At 47.7% G+C, this 17246-nt stretch carries 17 protein-coding genes; 7 read left to right on the top strand and 10 right to left on the bottom strand.

All coding sequences use genetic code 11. The annotated features are described in order from the left end of the window. Positions 1-8: 8 nt before the first annotated feature. The 4 genes from DFP83_RS11730 to DFP83_RS11715 are packed head-to-tail and all read left to right on the top strand — an operon-like array spanning position 9 to position 4384. Positions 9-377 carry a diacylglycerol kinase gene (locus tag DFP83_RS11730; RefSeq protein WP_071462885.1) on the top strand — a complete coding sequence of 123 codons (369 nt, stop codon included), beginning with the start codon at positions 9-11 and terminating at the stop codon, positions 375-377. A 58-nt stretch (positions 378-435) separates the two neighbouring features. Continuing rightward, positions 436-1110: an SDR family oxidoreductase gene (locus DFP83_RS11725; protein ID WP_110575958.1), complete on the top strand. Its 675-nt coding sequence runs from the start codon at positions 436-438 to the stop codon at positions 1108-1110. Continuing rightward, positions 1110-2159, top strand: a complete 1050-nt coding sequence (locus DFP83_RS11720; protein WP_110575956.1) for a lysylphosphatidylglycerol synthase transmembrane domain-containing protein — start codon at positions 1110-1112, stop codon at positions 2157-2159. Before DFP83_RS11725 ends, DFP83_RS11720 begins: the two co-directional genes overlap by 1 nt. Further along, complete coding sequence (locus DFP83_RS11715) at positions 2156-4384, top strand: glycosyltransferase (protein ID WP_110575954.1); 2229 nt, start codon at positions 2156-2158, stop codon at positions 4382-4384. The genes DFP83_RS11720 and DFP83_RS11715 overlap by 4 nt, the downstream gene beginning before the upstream one ends. Positions 4385-4393: 9 nt before the next feature. Here the strand turns inward: DFP83_RS11715 and DFP83_RS11710 are convergent, their stop codons facing one another. Both DFP83_RS11710 and DFP83_RS11705 read right to left on the bottom strand, forming a co-directional pair. Beyond that, the gene (locus DFP83_RS11710) at positions 4394-5359 is read right to left on the bottom strand and encodes a hypothetical protein (RefSeq protein ID WP_110575952.1); all 966 of its coding nucleotides are present in this window, start codon (positions 5357-5359) and stop codon (positions 4394-4396) included. Continuing rightward, complete coding sequence (locus DFP83_RS11705) at positions 5356-7257, bottom strand: metallophosphoesterase family protein (protein WP_110575950.1); 1902 nt, start codon at positions 7255-7257, stop codon at positions 5356-5358. The genes DFP83_RS11710 and DFP83_RS11705 overlap by 4 nt, the downstream gene beginning before the upstream one ends. A gap of 115 nt (positions 7258-7372) precedes the next feature. Between DFP83_RS11705 and DFP83_RS11700 the strand changes: the two genes are divergently transcribed. The 3 genes from DFP83_RS11700 to DFP83_RS11690 are packed head-to-tail and all read left to right on the top strand — an operon-like array spanning position 7373 to position 10369. Then, positions 7373-9550, top strand: coding sequence for a prolyl oligopeptidase family serine peptidase (locus tag DFP83_RS11700; RefSeq protein WP_110575948.1), 2178 nt, complete (start codon positions 7373-7375; stop codon positions 9548-9550). A gap of 9 nt (positions 9551-9559) precedes the next feature. Then, the gene (locus DFP83_RS11695) at positions 9560-9847 is read left to right on the top strand and encodes a PepSY domain-containing protein (protein ID WP_110575946.1); all 288 of its coding nucleotides are present in this window, start codon (positions 9560-9562) and stop codon (positions 9845-9847) included. A 15-nt stretch (positions 9848-9862) separates the two neighbouring features. After that, positions 9863-10369 (top strand): cytochrome b/b6 domain-containing protein, encoded by a 507-nt coding sequence (locus tag DFP83_RS11690; protein WP_110575944.1) that lies wholly within the window; start codon positions 9863-9865, stop codon positions 10367-10369. Here the strand turns inward: DFP83_RS11690 and DFP83_RS11685 are convergent. From DFP83_RS11685 to DFP83_RS11650, 8 genes are all read right to left on the bottom strand, one after another. Then, positions 10366-10773, bottom strand: coding sequence for a SufE family protein (locus tag DFP83_RS11685; protein ID WP_110575942.1), 408 nt, complete (start codon positions 10771-10773; stop codon positions 10366-10368). The genes DFP83_RS11690 and DFP83_RS11685 overlap by 4 nt on opposite strands. Before the next feature lie 31 nt (positions 10774-10804). Then, positions 10805-11338 carry a putative Fe-S cluster assembly protein SufT gene (gene sufT, locus DFP83_RS11680; RefSeq protein ID WP_110575940.1) on the bottom strand — a complete coding sequence of 178 codons (534 nt, stop codon included), beginning with the start codon at positions 11336-11338 and terminating at the stop codon, positions 10805-10807. 10 nt (positions 11339-11348) lie between these two features. After that, entirely contained in the window at positions 11349-11708 is a 360-nt protein-coding gene (locus tag DFP83_RS11675; RefSeq protein WP_110575938.1) for a HesB/IscA family protein, read from the bottom strand. 16 nt (positions 11709-11724) lie between these two features. Next, positions 11725-12942 (bottom strand): aminotransferase class V-fold PLP-dependent enzyme, encoded by a 1218-nt coding sequence (locus DFP83_RS11670; protein WP_110575936.1) that lies wholly within the window; start codon positions 12940-12942, stop codon positions 11725-11727. Next, positions 12939-14186 (bottom strand): Fe-S cluster assembly protein SufD, encoded by a 1248-nt coding sequence (gene sufD / locus DFP83_RS11665; RefSeq protein WP_110575934.1) that lies wholly within the window; start codon positions 14184-14186, stop codon positions 12939-12941. Before sufD ends, DFP83_RS11670 begins: the two co-directional genes overlap by 4 nt. Beyond that, positions 14183-14944, bottom strand: coding sequence for a Fe-S cluster assembly ATPase SufC (gene sufC, locus DFP83_RS11660; protein ID WP_110575932.1), 762 nt, complete (start codon positions 14942-14944; stop codon positions 14183-14185). Before sufC ends, sufD begins: the two co-directional genes overlap by 4 nt. A gap of 3 nt (positions 14945-14947) precedes the next feature. Next, on the bottom strand, positions 14948-16384 hold the full coding sequence (gene sufB, locus DFP83_RS11655) for a Fe-S cluster assembly protein SufB (protein ID WP_110575930.1): 1437 nt from the start codon (positions 16382-16384) through the stop codon (positions 14948-14950). A 212-nt stretch (positions 16385-16596) separates the two neighbouring features. Further along, positions 16597-17229, bottom strand: coding sequence for a peroxiredoxin (locus DFP83_RS11650; RefSeq protein ID WP_006953974.1), 633 nt, complete (start codon positions 17227-17229; stop codon positions 16597-16599). Between the last annotated feature and the right edge of the window lie 17 nt (positions 17230-17246).

The raw sequence follows: 17246 nt of genomic DNA, 5'->3' as shown, positions 1-17246 counted from the left end.
AAGGTTAAGTGAAGCCAAGTCAAAAAGGTCTGCGCAGAATCATTAATGCGAACCGATATTCGTTTCGCGGTTTGGTCGCGGCGTTGAGAAGTGAAGCTGCATTTAGGCAAGAGTGTGCATTACTTATTATTATCATTCCAACACTATTATTTGTGCCAAGCGGACTGATAGCCAAGCTATTACTTATTATTACTTACGGCATCGTGCTTATTACAGAGCTACTTAACTCCGCCATTGAAGCGGTCGTTGATCGTATTGGCCCTGACTTTCATGAGCTGAGTGGTAAAGCAAAGGATATTGCCTCGGCAGCGGTTTTCATTTCGATTCTGCTGATGTTAATCACATGGGTGAGTATCTTGTTTTTAGCGCCGAGCTAAACCGTTTAATCGAATTTATCGTAAGAACGACTTTAAGAAACCGAAAGGAGTAGTTTCCATGACCAAAGTACTGTTAATTACAGGCGCCTCTTCAGGTATTGGTGAAGCCACAGCTCGAGAGGCAGTAAAACAAGGTTACAAGGTTGTGGCAACGGCACGCAGCGAGGATAAGTTACACGCATTAGCGAATGACTTAGGTGATGACCATGTCCTACCTATCGCAGCAGACGTCACCGATTTTGCTCAGTTAGAGCAGGTCGTGCAGCGTACTATTGATCAGTTTGGTCAAATCGATGCCGTGTTTGCCAACGCAGGTAAGGGGTTAAATGCCGCAGGTACCGAAAACGGCGATCCTAACGAGTGGCGCGAAATGATTGACCTTAATATCAACGCACTGTTGTACACGGCTAAGCTGACACTACCTCATTTAAAGAAAACCACCGGGCACTTTATTATGACGGGCTCGGCGGCTGGCCGCACGGCGATCAAAGGCTCGGTGTATGGTGCCAGCAAGTGGTTCGTGCATGGTTTTGCGCAGAATTTAGCTGAAGAAATGCGTGAGTGGAGTGGTCGTTGCACGGTTATTGCGCCTGGAATGGTCAATACCCCTTTCTTTGACGAGCCTAAGCCCGATAAATTAGATCCTCAAGATGTCGCTGATGCTGTTTTACACGCTCTCAATGCGCATCCGCGTAACTGCGTTCGTGAAGTGTTCTTAATGCCCGGATACTAATGCCGATAAATACAGAACAACAACCCATTGCTTGGAAGAGGCTGCTGATTTTCAGTGGCCTCTTTGTTCTATTAACGGCGCTCGGGTTTTACAGTATTCAACAGTTTTTTCAGGGCGCTGAATTACGGTTTGATAATCGCTTACTGAATCCCTCAATTTTATTGAGTGTACTCGCGCTTCTGATTGTCTACTTTGCGAGTGATGGATTACGGCTTTACTTTACGCTACGGGCGTTAGGCTATCGTGTACCCGCCGCTGCCATGTCACGACTGGTTTTTATTAACTTGTTCTTTTCGAACGTCACGCCAATGGCGACGGGGGGCGGGTTTGCGCAAGTCTGGTACCTCGCGAAACAAGGTGTGCCGGTTGGACGTGCGACTGCGGCAACCACTATTCGCACTGTATTGGCGGTGATTTTCATCTTCACCTTAACGCCCATTTTGTTGCTTACACTGCCCGCACTTTCTGATTCTGCTTTGTCCAAGGGGATCGGTGGCTCACTTGCCGTATTGGTGACAGCTTATTTAGCATTTTTTGCCATGGTGTTGTTTAAAACACATTGGCTGATCGCGCCAATTAATGGCACGCTTAAGTTGCTAGAACGCTTAAATTTAGTGAGCCAACACAGGTGTCGTGTGCTGGGTTTTTGGAGTAAACGTGAGATGCTTCGTTTCGCTGATAGCTTTCGCGATTACTGTAAGGGACCGCCATTGTTTTTTTGGGGTTCTGTCCTTTTTACCGTTATTTTTCTACTCAGCCTATTCAGCTTCCCAGCCATTTTGCTGTGGGCGCTTGATTACTCGGTGCCTTATTGGCAGTCCGTAGGCTTACTCGTGGTGACTACGTTTGTGATGTACTTTGCGCCGACCCCCGGCGCATCAGGTGTATCCGAAGGTGTGTTTGGTTCTTTTTTTGCGCAGTTTGTGCAAAGTAATCACTTATTATTAATTATCTTTAGCTGGCGCTTTATCACTATATACTTAGGCATGTTGATTGGCATGGTGACGTTGCAGTACGAGATGTTGGCAAGTCGCAGGAAGGGCGCATGAATAAGAGTAAATGGCTGAAGTTATTGTTCTACGTAAATGTCGCTATTGTCGCGTTAGTGATTGGCTACAAAGTCTATCTGAACTTCAGTCAACCGGAATTCGAAGTCGTACATAGTGAACAGGTGGCGAGCATCAGTAGCCGTTTGCAAGGGGATTCAGATTACCAATTTGCCGTATTGGGTAATATTAATAATTCGATTGGTATCTTTGAACAACGGATTATTCCCGAGTTAAACCAGGCCGATATCGATTTTGTCGTGTCAGCGGGAAACGCCGTGAGCGGTGGTGGTGAAGATAAATACCGGGCGCTTTACGGTAGTTTATCCCATTTAAATAAGCCCTATTTACTGACCTTTGGTGATAACGAATACGACGAATTTGGCAGCTTCCGTTATTACGAGCATTTTGGGCCACATTTTTTTAGTTTTGTTGCAGACAGCACACGGTTTATTTTTTTAGATAGCACCGGCAAAACGCCGTGGCAATGGCAGCTGCGCTGGTTGACCGATATCTTGCGCGCCGATGAGTCAAAGCACCGGTTCATTTTTGTATCGCATCCGCCAGTACGACCTCAAAACGATGCGTTGTTTACCACCGACGATGACTTTTTAGAGCCTCTGGGATTCCGCTCAGGTTTGTTGCAATTGGTTGAGCAACACCCCGTCGATGCTGTGTTTTCTAGCCACTTGTCCATTTATGACAAAGTCATGTACAAAGGCACGCCGTTTTACATCACCGGGGGTGCCGGCGGGTTAGTGCTCAATCATGATAATAGCTTTTATCATTATCTGAAGGTGCGCGTCACGGATGAAGGCGTTGATGTCAGTGTCAATGAGCTAGAAGTCGGGCAGCACCCCGTGCTCAAGATCCTCGAGAGTCTTTGGTTTTTTATCTACTCATTACTGTATGCGGGCTATATCAACTTTATACTTATTGTCAGTGCGTTACTGCTAGTAAGTGTAAAGCTGTATCAAATGGTTTTTGTCGGCAAGTCGTACTACCCGGATTACGATATTGATCCTAAGCCTTGGCTGAATAAATCATTGAATATCGTGATGTTCACTAACAATTATTTGCCGTTTATCGGCGGCGTGCCGATCTCGATTGAACGCCTACGGGTGGGCTTAAAGCATTTGGGTCATAAAATTTCAATTGTCGCCCCAAAATACGCCAATGCGCGAAGCGACGAAGCGCATGTAATTCGAATGCCAAATTGGTTTTCGTTTGGCGAGAACAGCGAATTTCAGTTCGCTCATTTGTTTTCGCGCGTGGTGCGGCAAAAAGTGAAAGCACTTAAGCCTGATATTATCCATGTGCACCATCCGTTCTGGATAGGTTCACTGGGTGTTTATATGGCCAAGCGCTTAAAAGTGCCCGTCGTGTATACCTATCACACGCGCCTTGAACACTATGCTCATTACGTCATGCTGCCGGGCAATTTGTTCCGTAATATTATTGCCCACATTATGGTGCGTCGCTTTGCCAATAAATGCGATAGCGTGATTGTGCCGACGCAATCGGTAGAGGAGTATTTGCGCATGATTGGTGTGACTAAGCCAATATATGTGCAACCGACAGGCATTGAATACCAGCGTTTCCAGAAAGTCAGTACAAGTAAGGTTGAGTCGTTAAAAGCGTCACTCTCTATCAGCGAAAATGAATGTGTATTAGTCAGCGTTGCGCGCTTATCGGACGAGAAAAATATCGATTTCATGATTGATGCCATGGTGGATATCCGAACGCGAGCTAATAAACCTGTGCGGTTAATTCAGATAGGTGAAGGTCATCAACGCGAACACTTACAACAGCGAATTGATGAACATGGGCTGTCTGACTGTGTTCAATTAGCTGGCGCCGTGCCACCTAAAGATATGCCAGAGTGGTATGCCCTGGGTGATCTGTTTGTGTTTGCATCGCAATCTGAAACACAAGGCATGGTGATTCTTGAAGCGATGGCGGCGGGCATGCCAGTGGTGGCGGTTCGCTCGAGCGGGATTGAAGATGTCGTTGAAGATGATATCAATGGTTATAAAACACCGGCTAAGCAAGCGCGTTGGAGTGAGCAAGTGGTGAAGCTCATCAATGATGATGAACTCCGTGAGCAACTCGGCAAACAGGCGCTCAAGTTTGCCGCAGACTACTCGGTGGAGGCTTTTACCCAACATGTTGAATGCGTATATGGCGAAACCTTAGCGCGATTCCACAACAAGGATAAAAGCGACTAGTCGCTCCCATTAGAGGATTTCAATACCTTCGCATTTATAGTGTCCGATTAACGTGTCTTGTTGTAGCACTCGGCCGTTTAAATCGAAGGCGAAGAAATAGGTCTCGGTGCGCTCCCCAATTTCCACGCTTTTTAGCCCAATACACTCGTTTTGCCTACCAGGTACAAGCTTAATCGAGGATACGCCGCGCTCTGGGTGACGTTCACCGACCTCAATGATCTGTATGTCGGAGAAGTCTTCGCTACAGATAAACAACTGGTTGTTGCCGCACTCACGCTCGTCGCGTTCGGGGTCAAAGGGCTGACTTGATAACTTGCGTGGGAAGAATAACCATTTTTTCAGCACAGGATGCCATTCCGCTGCTTCATGGATGATATACCCGGTTTCTGCAACACCAGCGGCTTCGCGCATCCGCTGATAGTTTTCACGCCAATCAATGCTTTGCAAACCGTAGTGACGACCAATCACCTTAATCCATTCTTCTTGTGGACGCTTGCCATGGCTTCCGATATAGACGTGATTATCTTTTAGTGTTGCCCATTCGCTCTTAAAGCCTTTGAATTCTTCATCACCACTGCCTGTCATTAGTATTTGTCGGGGCACCAATTGGTTATTGTTGCGTACCTCACAGACAAGTCCCGTTCGGTCATCAAAAGTGAGTAAGTGCTTACCAAACTGAACCAGCTCGGAGAACTCTGCACCGCGATCACCCTCAGCAATCAGTGAGACTAAAGAATACTCGTGAGTATCGTCTGGGGGGAGGTCGTGAAAGTGATATTGAATATCACCTGTCGCTGAGTCGACTTGCCGAGCGATTTCGTCAATTCGCAAGCGAGAGTGCCAGGCGGTCTGCCCATCCTCTAATTGAATTTTAGAAGCTTGATCCTCGTCGGTAATAATCGCCACTTGATAGTGTGTCTGCTTGTCGCCAAAACGTTCGTAGCGTTGCCACTCTGCGGCTTGTGTTCGGTTCATGATTCCTCCTTTAAAAACTCGGTTTCGCCGCCGTCTGCATTTAATTGCCGAATGCAAGACGGCGCACCATCCTGATCAAAACTGACCCAACCAATACCCGAATGGTTCCACAACCGTTCGCCCGCATCCCGACCCGTCGGTAGACGGGGCGATACGGCAAACCGACGTCGCTTGGTGAGCCAGTTAAGCGGTGAGCGCGGTGAGTATAGCCAGCGATTAAGGCGGTCGAGCCACTCAAGCAGCGAGGCAGGAAACTCGTTTTTAATGCCACTACTGGTAATTTGCCAAATAAATGATTCTGCCTTTTCGCGTCGGAGTTGGATATCGTACGCAAATGAGTAATGCACATCGCCCGATAAAATAGTGAATTTTTGCGGTGTCCGTTTGTGTGAGAATATATTCAGTAACGTATTGGCAGCCCCCCTATGTGCCATCCAGTTCTCGGCATCGACTACCAGCGGTTTGCCCATTGCGGTAAATACGGTTTGTATTGCTTCGATCAGCTTTACACCAAAGATGGGTGCGGGTGACACTAAAATTACGGCCTCTTCATCCATGATCTCATGCTGCATTTCCATCAGTGATTCCCAATCCATAAGACCAGAAGGCTTGCGAATACTGCGCTCACTTCGCCAGCGGCGTGTGCGCGTATCAAGTATCAGAACTTTTGGCTTAGTGTTGAGAGCAAACTGCCACTGCTCCCAATCAAGTAATTGATCGATCAGTTCATCCTGCGCGTCGGCCTGTTCGACGAGCGGCTGTTTGAGTAATGCGTTACTTTCATCTATCAATGGTTGCAAAACAGTGGGCTGGTTTCCCCAACCTTGGAAAATCAGGTAACCCCACAGCGCGTTACCTACGATGCGTTTTGAAAAAGGGTGTTGATAGGCGGTCAGCTCCCAAGCGGCTGATAGGTTCCAATCGTCGGTCACATCATGGTCGTCAAACATCATGTAGTTAATGCTATGCGCCATTGCACGGGCTGCTTGAGGTAAGATTTTTACAAAGCCATCGAGCGCCGCCTTCTCATCGCGAAAACGATTGGCTTGCTCCTCGTTTAGCTGCGATGGCTGTTCAACATTAATCAGGCGCCAAGGTGTTGGCGACCAACAGAGTAAATACATGGCAAAAACTTCTGCAGCCGTCACTAAATGGTTACCTGCGTGCGCAGATGTAAAAATGGGTTTCTTCACACCGCCAAAAAACTTTTCGGTCAAGGCCTCATTGGCTTTTGTATCGGGGAGCAGCGATTGACGGCTGTAGTATCCGTTTGGATGCCGAATTAAATCATCTAGCTGATTAAGCTGCTCATCGGGCAAGGTTTCATCAAATAATCCCAGCACATCAATCAGTGCATGAATCGATGCCAACATAGGACCCGCAACGTCATCGACATAGACTTGGTCGCCCGTATGCAAAAGCAGTGCGGCGCGCTTAGATGGCCGATCAAGATGAGTTTGGATCTCTTTATCCACTCGGGCAAGACCGTCTTGAGCGGTATGGTGTGGGCGTCGGCAAGAGCCATGAAACAGCTGGTCAACGACGTCCTTATAGATAAAGTGTGGGCTGGAGTGACCCGTATAGAGCAAAAAGTCGTGGTGTTGCGATAGCTGTTCATCGTTTGCGGACCATACTAAGTCATAATTTACCTGCTGGTTGTGCGCAAAGGTGTGTGCCGGTTCGACCTTTAACAGCATCACGTAGGCATGCTTACCAATCGGCAAAATATGCTCGGTGATCGAGACCTCACACGAACTGCCATCAATCCAACAAACGACTTGGGGTACATCGGGTGTTTGAGTGACCAGCCACAGATAAAAATGGTCTGCTGCAACATGCCTAACCAAGGGACCACAAAGTAGCTGAGGAAGGTCTTTTAATGTAGATTTATGATTCATGTTGGCTTTATCTCAAGTTAGGCATATTCGGTCGAATTACTGTTCTACCAAAGTTTCGTAATTCAGGACAGTCTGTTAACTTAATAGTTACAAAATAACAACAAAGGAAATATCTATGAAATACGTACTCAGCGCTGTCGCTGTTAGCGTACTTGTTGCGTGCTCACCGGCGCAAAACGAAACGTCACAAACAGCTGAAACACAGCAAGTCGATCAACAACAATCGGAGTCGGTGCAAGTGAAGTACCCAGAGACGCGTAAAGGGGATACGGTCGATACCTATTTTGATACCGAAATAAAAGACCCGTATCGTTGGCTAGAAGACGATCGTAGTGCCGAAACTGAAGCATGGGTAAAAGCACAGAACGACGTTACGTTTAGTCATCTTGAGAAAATTCCTTTCCGCGACAAAATTGAGAAGCGTCTGACCGAATTATGGAACTATGAAAAAGTCAGCGCACCATTCAAAGAGGGTGACTACACCTACTATTACAAAAACGATGGCTTGCAAAATCAGTACGTGGTGTATCGTAAAAAAGAGGGTAGCGATCAAGAGGAAGTATTTCTTGATCCCAATACCTTCAGTGAAGATGGAACGACCTCATTGGCACAGTTGACCTTTAGCGAAGATGGCAAAATTGCCGCGTACTCGATTTCGGAAGGTGGCAGTGACTGGCGTAAAATTATTGTGATTGACGCCGAAACGAAAGAGCGTCTGGAAGATCCACTGGTTGATGTGAAGTTCAGTGGTATCTCGTGGAAAGGTAACGAAGGGTTCTATTACTCAAGCTACGATAAACCTGAGGGCAGCGAGCTTTCGGCAAAAACCGACCAACACAAACTGTATTACCATGAGCTAGGTACACCACAGAGCGATGATGAACTGGTATTTGGTGGTACGGATGCGCAGAAACATCGTTATGTAGGCGGCTATGTTACAGATGATAATCAATTCTTGGTCATCTCGGCCGCGAATTCAACGTCTGGCAATAAACTGTTTATTAAAGATCTGAGCAAGGATGATGCGCCTCTTCTGACGGTCGTCGATGACTATGATTCAGACGTGTCTGTATTAGACAGCGAAAACGGCAAGCTCTATATCCAAACCAATCGTCAAGCACCAAACGGTCGCGTTGTCGTGGTTGATGCCGCGGATCCGCAAGAGGGTAACTGGAGCGATTTAATCGCAGAGACGGACAACGTGCTTAATCCGACCACAGGCGCAGGTTATATATTTGCTGAGTATATGGTCGATGCAGTATCGCAAGTGAAGCAGTTCGACTACGAGGGTAACGAGATTCGTCAAATCGAATTGCCAGGCGTCGGTAGCGCTGGTGGTTTTGGTGGAAAAGATGATGCGGAGACGCTGTATTACTCATTTACTAACTACAGCACGCCACAAACCATTTATGCGTTAAATCCAGATACGGGTGAATCGACGGTTTACGAAGAGTCGGGCGCTGATTTCGATCCCAATAACTACGAATCGAAGCAGGTTTTCTACACGTCTAAAGACGGTACTAAAGTACCTATGATCATCACCTATAAGAAGGGTACTGAGCTAGATGGTAGCAACCCAACGATCCTGTATGGCTATGGCGGATTTAATATCAGCTTGACGCCTTCGTTCAGTATCGCCAATGCAGCCTGGTTAGAAATGGGCGGTGTGTATGCGGTTGCCAACCTGCGTGGTGGTGGTGAGTATGGTAAAGCATGGCACGATGCCGGCACCAAGATGCAGAAACAAAACGTCTTTGATGACTTTATCGCGGCCGCTGAGTACCTGATTGATGAAGACTATACTTCAAAAGATAAACTAGCGATCCGTGGTGGTTCAAACGGCGGGTTATTAGTGGGTGCAACCATGACACAACGTCCTGACTTATTTGCGGTTGCCTTACCTGCCGTCGGCGTGTTGGACATGTTACGTTACCACACTTTCACTGCCGGTGCGGGCTGGGCATACGACTACGGTACAGCCGAAGACAATAAAGAGATGTTCGAGTACTTGTTGAACTACTCACCTGTGCACAACGTAGAAGAGGGTGTTGAGTATCCAGCAACGTTGGTGACTACAGGCGATCACGATGACCGTGTTGTACCTGCGCACTCATTTAAGTTTGCAGCTGAGCTGCAAGATAAAGCGGGTGGAAATGCACCGCAGCTTATTCGTATTGAGACCAACGCAGGACACGGTGCGGGTACGCCAGTATCAAAAACTATTGAACAGTATTCGGATATCTTTGGCTTTACCCTTTACCATATGGGTTATCAGTCGTTACCGAACGAATAGGAGAGCGTAATGAGAGCAACATTGTTAGCTTCCGTCGCTTTGGCATCAGGCGCGCTATTATTGAGCGCCTGTAGTGCAGAGGAGTCGCACACCCAGTGTACGTCTGCGCCGCAGAGCGAATGGATGGATCAGGCTCAGTTTCAGCAAAATCTGAAAGATCAGGGCTATAAAATTAACGAATTTAAAGTCACCGAAGGTCAGTGCTATGAAATTTATGGTTTCAATGCTGATGACCAAAAAGTAGAAATCTACTTTAACCCGGTGGACGGCAGTATCGTTAAACAAGAAATGGAATAGGGTACGGATAGCGCTATGCACATTTGGGACATCGGTATTCGACTGTTTCACTGGAGCATAGCGCTTGTTTTTGTGCTCAACTATTTTTTACTCGAGCCAGGCGAAACCGCGCATCAAATTGCAGGTTATTATGCGTTCGCTTGGCTTATTTTTCGCACCGTGTGGGGCTTTATCGGCCCGCAGCGTGCGCGTTTCGCGGACTTTCTACCAACACCTTCGCGTGTCAAAGCGCACCTCCAGCATTTAAAACAACGTCAATTACCAAAAGATGCGGGACATAACCCCTTAGGTGGGCTCGTTATCTTATTGATGATGGGATTGTTTGCCTATCAAGCCACCACGGGATTTATGCTTGAGGAGATCGACGCTTTTTACGGCAGTTCGGTATTAGAGCAATGGCATGAGTGGGGTGCTCACGCGTTGTTTGCTTTGGTGTGTTTACATATTGCTGCTGTGGTATGGGTACAGTGGTGGGGGCGCATACAACTGATACGCCCAATGATCACTGGTCGACGCGATTAAGCGTTTTGCGCTATTGACTGGATCTTAGCAACAATGGCTTTTAGGCCGTTACCACGGGTTGGCGTGATATGATTTTCTAGATCCAACGCTTTGAAGTAGCCATCAATATCAAACGCGAGAATTTGTTCAGGCGTTTTGTTATGGAATGCAGCCAACACGAGTGTAAGTAACCCTTGGACGATGACTGCATCACTGTCGACTTGAAATAACAATCGGTCGTCTTTTTGTTCCGCAATCAGCCATACATTACTTTGGCAACCACGTACAATAAACTCGTCTCTACGAAGCTCCTCTGATAGACCAGGCAATCCCTTACCGAGGTCGATGATATACTGATAGCGTTGCTCCCAGTCATCTAAAAACTCAAGATCTTCGATAATTTCATCAGTGCTTGGTAGATTCATCTTTAGGTCGACCCTTATAGACTGCTAATAATTAAAAGAATACGCCTGCTTCAAGCTGTGCCTCTTCGGACATCATGTCCCGAGACCAAGGTGGATCAAATACTAAGTTTACGTTAACGCTATTTACGTGTGGCACTAAGCTGAGTCGATACTCGACATCTCCGACGAGTACCGGTCCCATGCCACAGCCGGGTGCCGTCAGGGTCATATCAATATCAATACGCTGTGCGTCTTGATCGATATTAACGGCATAAATAAGCCCTAACGAAACTAAGTTGATGGGTATCTCTGGATCAAAGATGGTCTCTAATGCTTCCCACACCTGCGATTCACTAATCTGGCCGTCGGCGGGCGCTTCAAAGTTAAGTTGCTGAGGCTTACGACCAATGGCATCGGCATCAGTACCGTCGATGCGCAGCATGTTGCCCATCCATGTCACAGTATAGTTACCACCCAAATCCTGGGTAATGTTAACAAACTCGCCTTTGGGAATGACTTTAACCTCACCCGAAGGCACTTTGCGGCACTTAACTTCGCGTTGAGTGGTGACCATTTTTTGTTGCATGAATCAGTACCTACGCCTGTACACTGAAGCTTTCGCCACAGCCGCACTCGTTGACAACGTTCGGGTTATTGAATTTAACCACACCGTTAATGCCTTCTTTCACGTAATCAATTTCCGTATTACGCAGGACATCAACAGCATCTTTGGCAACTGCGACAGTGAGCGACTCGTTCACTTCGACTAACTCGTCGTCCGCCTGAGTTTCAGTTACGGCATTCAATACGTATGCATAACCCGTACAACCGCTCATCTTGGTCGAGAGGCGTAGCAACGCACCCGGCTGATCCGCTAATTTTGTTTCAAAGTGCTTAATTGCACTGGGCGTCATACTGATGAGTTGTTTATTCGGTACAAAAGATTCGACAGACATAATTTACCTCCTGTCGTTACGCTAACATCATTTGTGCTTTTTTGATCGCACTAAACAAACGGTCGATGTCAGCTCGCGTATTGTATATTGAAAACGATGCCCGTGCAGTGCCCGGTACACCCAAGCGTTTCATTAACGGCTGAGCGCAGTGGTCACCAGTACGGATGGCAACGCCTTGTTTATCCAAGATGAAGCCAACGTCCGCGGGGTGGGTGCCTTCGAGTACAAAGCTCATCACACCGATCTTTTGCGGCGCGGTTCCGACTAAGCGCATACCTTCGATACGCTCTGCCAATTCGGTGGCATAAGCTAGGAGATCCTGTTCGTGAGCGAGGATCTCGTTGGCATCAAACTGCTGTAACCAATTAATGGCTGCAGCCAAGCCAATGACACCCGCAATATTCGGAGTCCCCGCTTCCAAACGGTTAGGCAGTTCACCCCAGGTTGCGTCTTGGTAAGTTACCGTGGCAATCATCTCCCCACCCACTAACCATACGGGCCAGTCTTTGAGTATCTCGTAACGTCCCCAAAGTGCGCCAACGCCGGTTGGACCAAACACTTTATGGCCTGAAAATACGTAAAAATCACAGCCAATGGTTTGCACATCGACAGCACCATGGGCGACACCTTGAGCACCATCAATAAGCACCAGCGCATTGACGGATTTCGCGATCGCGGTGAGCTCTTTAACTGGGTTAATCGTGCCCAATGCGTTCGAGATGTGCGGGAATGCGACAAATGCCGTGTGTTCGTTTATCAGCGCTTTAAAGGCGCTTACATCCAGTTCACCCGCGTCGCTTATCGGTGCCACTTTGAGCTTGGCACCTGCGCGTTTGCACGCTTGTTGCCACGTCACTAAGTTCGCGTGGTGTTCCATTTCAGTCACCACCACCTCATCGCCTGGCTGTAGGCGTTGAGCAACACCTTGAGCAATTAAGTTAATGCCTTCGGTGGTGCCTGAGGTCCAAATGACTTCTTCTGTGCGTGAAGCATTGAGATAGTTCGCAACGACCTGACGCGCTTCTTCATACCGACGAGTTGCTTTATCGGATAAAAAGTGCGCGCCACGGTGCACATTCGAGTTATATGTCGAATAGTACTCAACCAACGCATCAATCACCGCCTGCGGTTTTTGCGTTGTGGCTGCATTATCGAGATAAACTAACGGCTGACCGTTAACTTGCTCTTGCAGCACAGGAAACTGAGCACGAATTTGCTCCACATTAAGGCTCATGAACGCTCCATCATGTCTTCAAAGCGCTGCTTCAGAATAGGTTGTAACCAATCTGCTAAGGCTTTGTTCGGCATATCAAATACCAGTTCTTGCACAAAGCCAAAGTTCAGCATGACCAATGCCATTTGTTTGTTAATACCGCGCGTCAGCAAGTAATACAACGCCTCTTCATCGATCTCGGCAACAGTCGCGCCGTGCGCACATTGCACGTCGTCGGCGTATATTTCGAGCTCGGGCTTAGTATTAATCTGCGCACCGCGAGACAACAGCAGATTGCGGTTATTCAGTTCCGCTAAGGTTTTTTGTGCATCACGATGAATATGAATGCGGCCGTTAAATACGGCTTTCGCTTTGTCACCGATGATTCCACGTGCATTTTCTTCTGTCGTACCATTCGGCATCGCGTGCTCAATGGTGCTATGCAGGTCGAAATGTTCTTTAGGCGCTAACAGGTATGCGTTGTTAAACTTAGCGTGCGCATGTTCACCCGCGTGAATAATATCCACGTCTAAGCGCGTAAGTTGCGAACCATAGCCAATCAGCGTGCTGTTTAAACGGCTTTTGTTCGCGAGCTTAAAGTGGCTACCGCCAACATGGATGGCATCGCCTTGATGCAGTGCAAAGCGGTAATGCTCTAAACGTGCTTCATTTGCGATATCGTATTCAGCGAACGCGGTGTTTAAGCTATGACCCGTGCCACTGCCATGTTCAATCACGGTTGCTTTGGCGTTTTTGCCTAAGCTCACCAACACGCGCGTGTGCGATTCGACGTTATCCGAAGCGAAATTCACCACACGGATTGGGCGCTCGATAACAGCATCCTGTGCCACGTCAATGACGACACCTTGAGTTGCTAATACGTCGTTCACCAATCCAAATAAATGATGGCTCGGTTTTACTTTAGTGAAGACGTGCTCTGCTGCTTCAGATTTGTCGGTCAATGCACGAATGGTTAAACCCTCAGGCAGATCAAGATCCGCCAATGGGGTGGTTAAACGACCATCGACAAACACTAAATCGAGTGCATCAAGCCCAGCAATGGCTGGCGCTTCTGCCTGTACTGAGCTCTCGGTGGCGAGCGACAGATCTTCGACAGCATGCAGCGACGTGTATCGCCACGCTTCAGTGCGACGTCCAGGCCAAGTTTGTTCTTTCAGCTTAGCCAGTGCCTCCGCACGTACTGGTGATAACCAATCATCAACGGCGGCGGCACGTTCAATCACGTGAGCTAACCATTGACTCATGCTTCTTCTCCCTCTTGTGCTTGACCAAGCCAAGCGTAACCTGATGCTTCAACTTCTTTGGCAAGCTCTGGGCCACCGCTCTTAACGATTTTACCTTGCGCCAAGATATGAACGTAGTCTGGCTCGATGAAATCAAGCAGGCGCTGATAGTGCGTAACGACGATGAAGCTGCGCTTACCATCGCGTTGACTGTTTACGCCATTGGCAACCACTTGCAGTGCGTCAACGTCAAGACCTGAGTCAGATTCGTCGAGAATCGCTAATTTAGGCTCAAGCATGATCAACTGCATGATCTCGTTACGTTTCTTCTCACCGCCTGAGAAGCCCTCGTTAACACCCCGTTTTAAGAAGTCGAGTGGTAAATTCACTTGTTTACAGGCTGCTTTTGCTTTTTTCAAAAATTCGGCAGAACTTAGCTCGTCCTCTCCACGCGCTTTACGCATTGCGTTGACGGACTCTTTCATAAACTCCATGTTGCTCACGCCTGGAATTTCGACAGGGTACTGGAATGCCAAGAAAAGGCCTGCCTGAGCGCGTTCTTCAACTTCCATCTCAAGCAAATTAGCGCCATTGAAGGTCACTTCACCTTGTTCAACTTCATAGCCTTCGCGACCCGATAGCACATAGCCTAGGGTACTTTTACCAGCACCGTTGGGGCCCATGATTGCGTGCACTTCACCAGGTTTGATCTCTAGATTAAGACCTTTGATGATGGTTTTCTCTTCAACGCGTGCATGTAGATCTTTGATCGTAAGCATTTATTACCCCACTGAACCTTCAAGACTGATTTCAAGCAACTTACCGGCTTCCACGGCGAACTCCATTGGCAATTCGCGGAATACTTCTTTACAGAAGCCATTCACAATCATTGAGACTGCTTTCTCAGGGTCAAGGCCTCGTTGCTGACATAAAAAGAGCTGGTCATCGCTGACCTTAGATGTTGTTGCTTCGTGCTCAACAATCGCGCTTGGATTGCTGCTTTCAATATAAGGGAATGTGTGCGCGCCACATTTATCGCCAATCAACAGCGAGTCGCATTCTGTGAAGTTACGCGCACCTTCAGCACCCGGTCCCATTCGAACCAGACCGCGGTAGGCATTGTTACTGTAGCCTGCAGAAATACCCTTAGAAATAATGGTCGACTTGGTATTCTTACCTAAGTGAATCATTTTAGTACCCGTATCCGCTTGCTGCTTGCCACGGGTGAGTGCCACTGAGTAAAACTCGCCCACACTGTTATCACCTTTAAGAATACAGCTTGGATACTTCCACGTAACCGCAGAACCGGTTTCGACCTGCGTCCACGAGATCTTGGCGTTTTTCTCACACAAACCACGCTTGGTAACGAAGTTGTAAATACCACCTTTACCGTTCTCATCGCCGGGGTACCAGTTCTGTACGGTTGAGTATTTGATTTCGGCGCCTTCTAGCGCAACCAATTCTACAACGGCAGCATGTAACTGATTTTCATCACGTTGTGGTGCGGTACAGCCCTCAAGATAACTGACATAACTACCTTCATCGGCAACAATCAGTGTGCGTTCGAACTGACCAGTATTTTGTTCGTTGATACGGAAGTAAGTGGATAATTCCATTGGACAGCGCACGCCCTTCGGAATGTATACGAACGAACCGTCCGTAAATACGGCGCTGTTGAGTGCAGCGAAGTAGTTATCGCCACGCGGCACCACGGTGCCCAAATATTTTTTAACCAGATCGGGATATTTCTGCAGCGCTTCTGAGATCGGGCAGAAAATAACGCCCGCTTCCTCGAGTTTCTCGCGGAAGGTGGTGACCACGGAAACAGAATCAAACACAGCATCGACGGCCACGCCAGCCAGCATTTCTTGCTCGTGCAAAGGAATACCCAGTTTTTCGTAGGTACGCAGCAATTCAGGGTCCACCTCATCCAAAGACTTAGGTTTGTCTTTCATAGACTTAGGTGCTGAGTAATAAGAGATATCCTGATAGTTAATCTTAGGATAATCGACGTGCGCCCACTCGGGCTCAGTTTGTTTGAGCCAAGTGCGGTAGGCCTTTAATCGCCACTCGAGCATCCACTCAGGTTCGCCTTTAATGGCTGATAGACGGCGGATGACGTCTTCGTCCAACCCTACGGGAAAGGTTTCTGATTCGATTTCTGAGACAAAGCCCGCATCGTATTTACGTGCGAGTGCCTGATCAATTTGTTCGCTCATGCTTACCACCTTGCTGAACTTAAGATACCTTCATTATAAAATACCCGAGTAAAACACTCAACTTTAAACCGCCGATCGGCGCGTATTATATGCTTTTTTAATGCACAAGTCTTTGCTGGGATCATCGGATGATCGTGAAAGGATCGATTGAGGTAAGCGAACAAACAAAAAAGCCGGCGTCATCGCCGGCTCTTATAACAGGTTTAAGCAGGTTATTTATTAATATCCGTTAAACGCAAATAAGGGCGTAGCGTCTCGTAACCTTGTGGGAACTTCTTCTGAGCGTCTTCTTCTGACACGGTTGGACGAATAATGACGCGGTCACCCGGCACCCAGTCGGCAGGGCAGGCAACTTCTTGTGAATCGGTCGTTTGCAGAGCGTCAATCACACGCAGAATTTCAGCAAAGTTACGGCCGACGGTCATCGGATACGTCATGGTTAACCGAATTTTTTGATCTGGGTCGATAATAAATACCGAGCGCACTGTTGCAGTTTGGCTCTCACCTGGGTGAATCATATCGTAAAGTTCTGCAACTTTGCGCTCTTGGTCAGCCACAATAGGGAACTCTAGCAACGTATTTTGAGTGTCATTGACATCGTTGATCCAACCTTTATGTGCATCAACGGTATCTGTTGATAAGCCCAGCGGTTTAACGTTGCGCTTTTCAAATTCAGGGGCAAGCTGAGCGGTACGGCCCATCTCGGTTGTGCATACCGGGGTATAATCGGCTGGATGGCTAAAGAAGAAAACCCACGAGCCTTTCGCCCAGTCATGGAAGTCAATTTTGCCTTGCGTGGTTTCGATTTCAAAGTTGGGTGCTTTATCGCCAATTCGTAAACCCATATTATGCTCTCCTTCCT

The sequence above is a fragment of the Idiomarina fontislapidosi genome (assembly GCF_003226255.1).
Classification (GTDB): domain Bacteria; phylum Pseudomonadota; class Gammaproteobacteria; order Enterobacterales; family Alteromonadaceae; genus Idiomarina; species Idiomarina fontislapidosi.
Note: the sequence above shows the minus strand (reverse complement) of the source record. Positions and strands in the feature narration are given on the sequence as shown.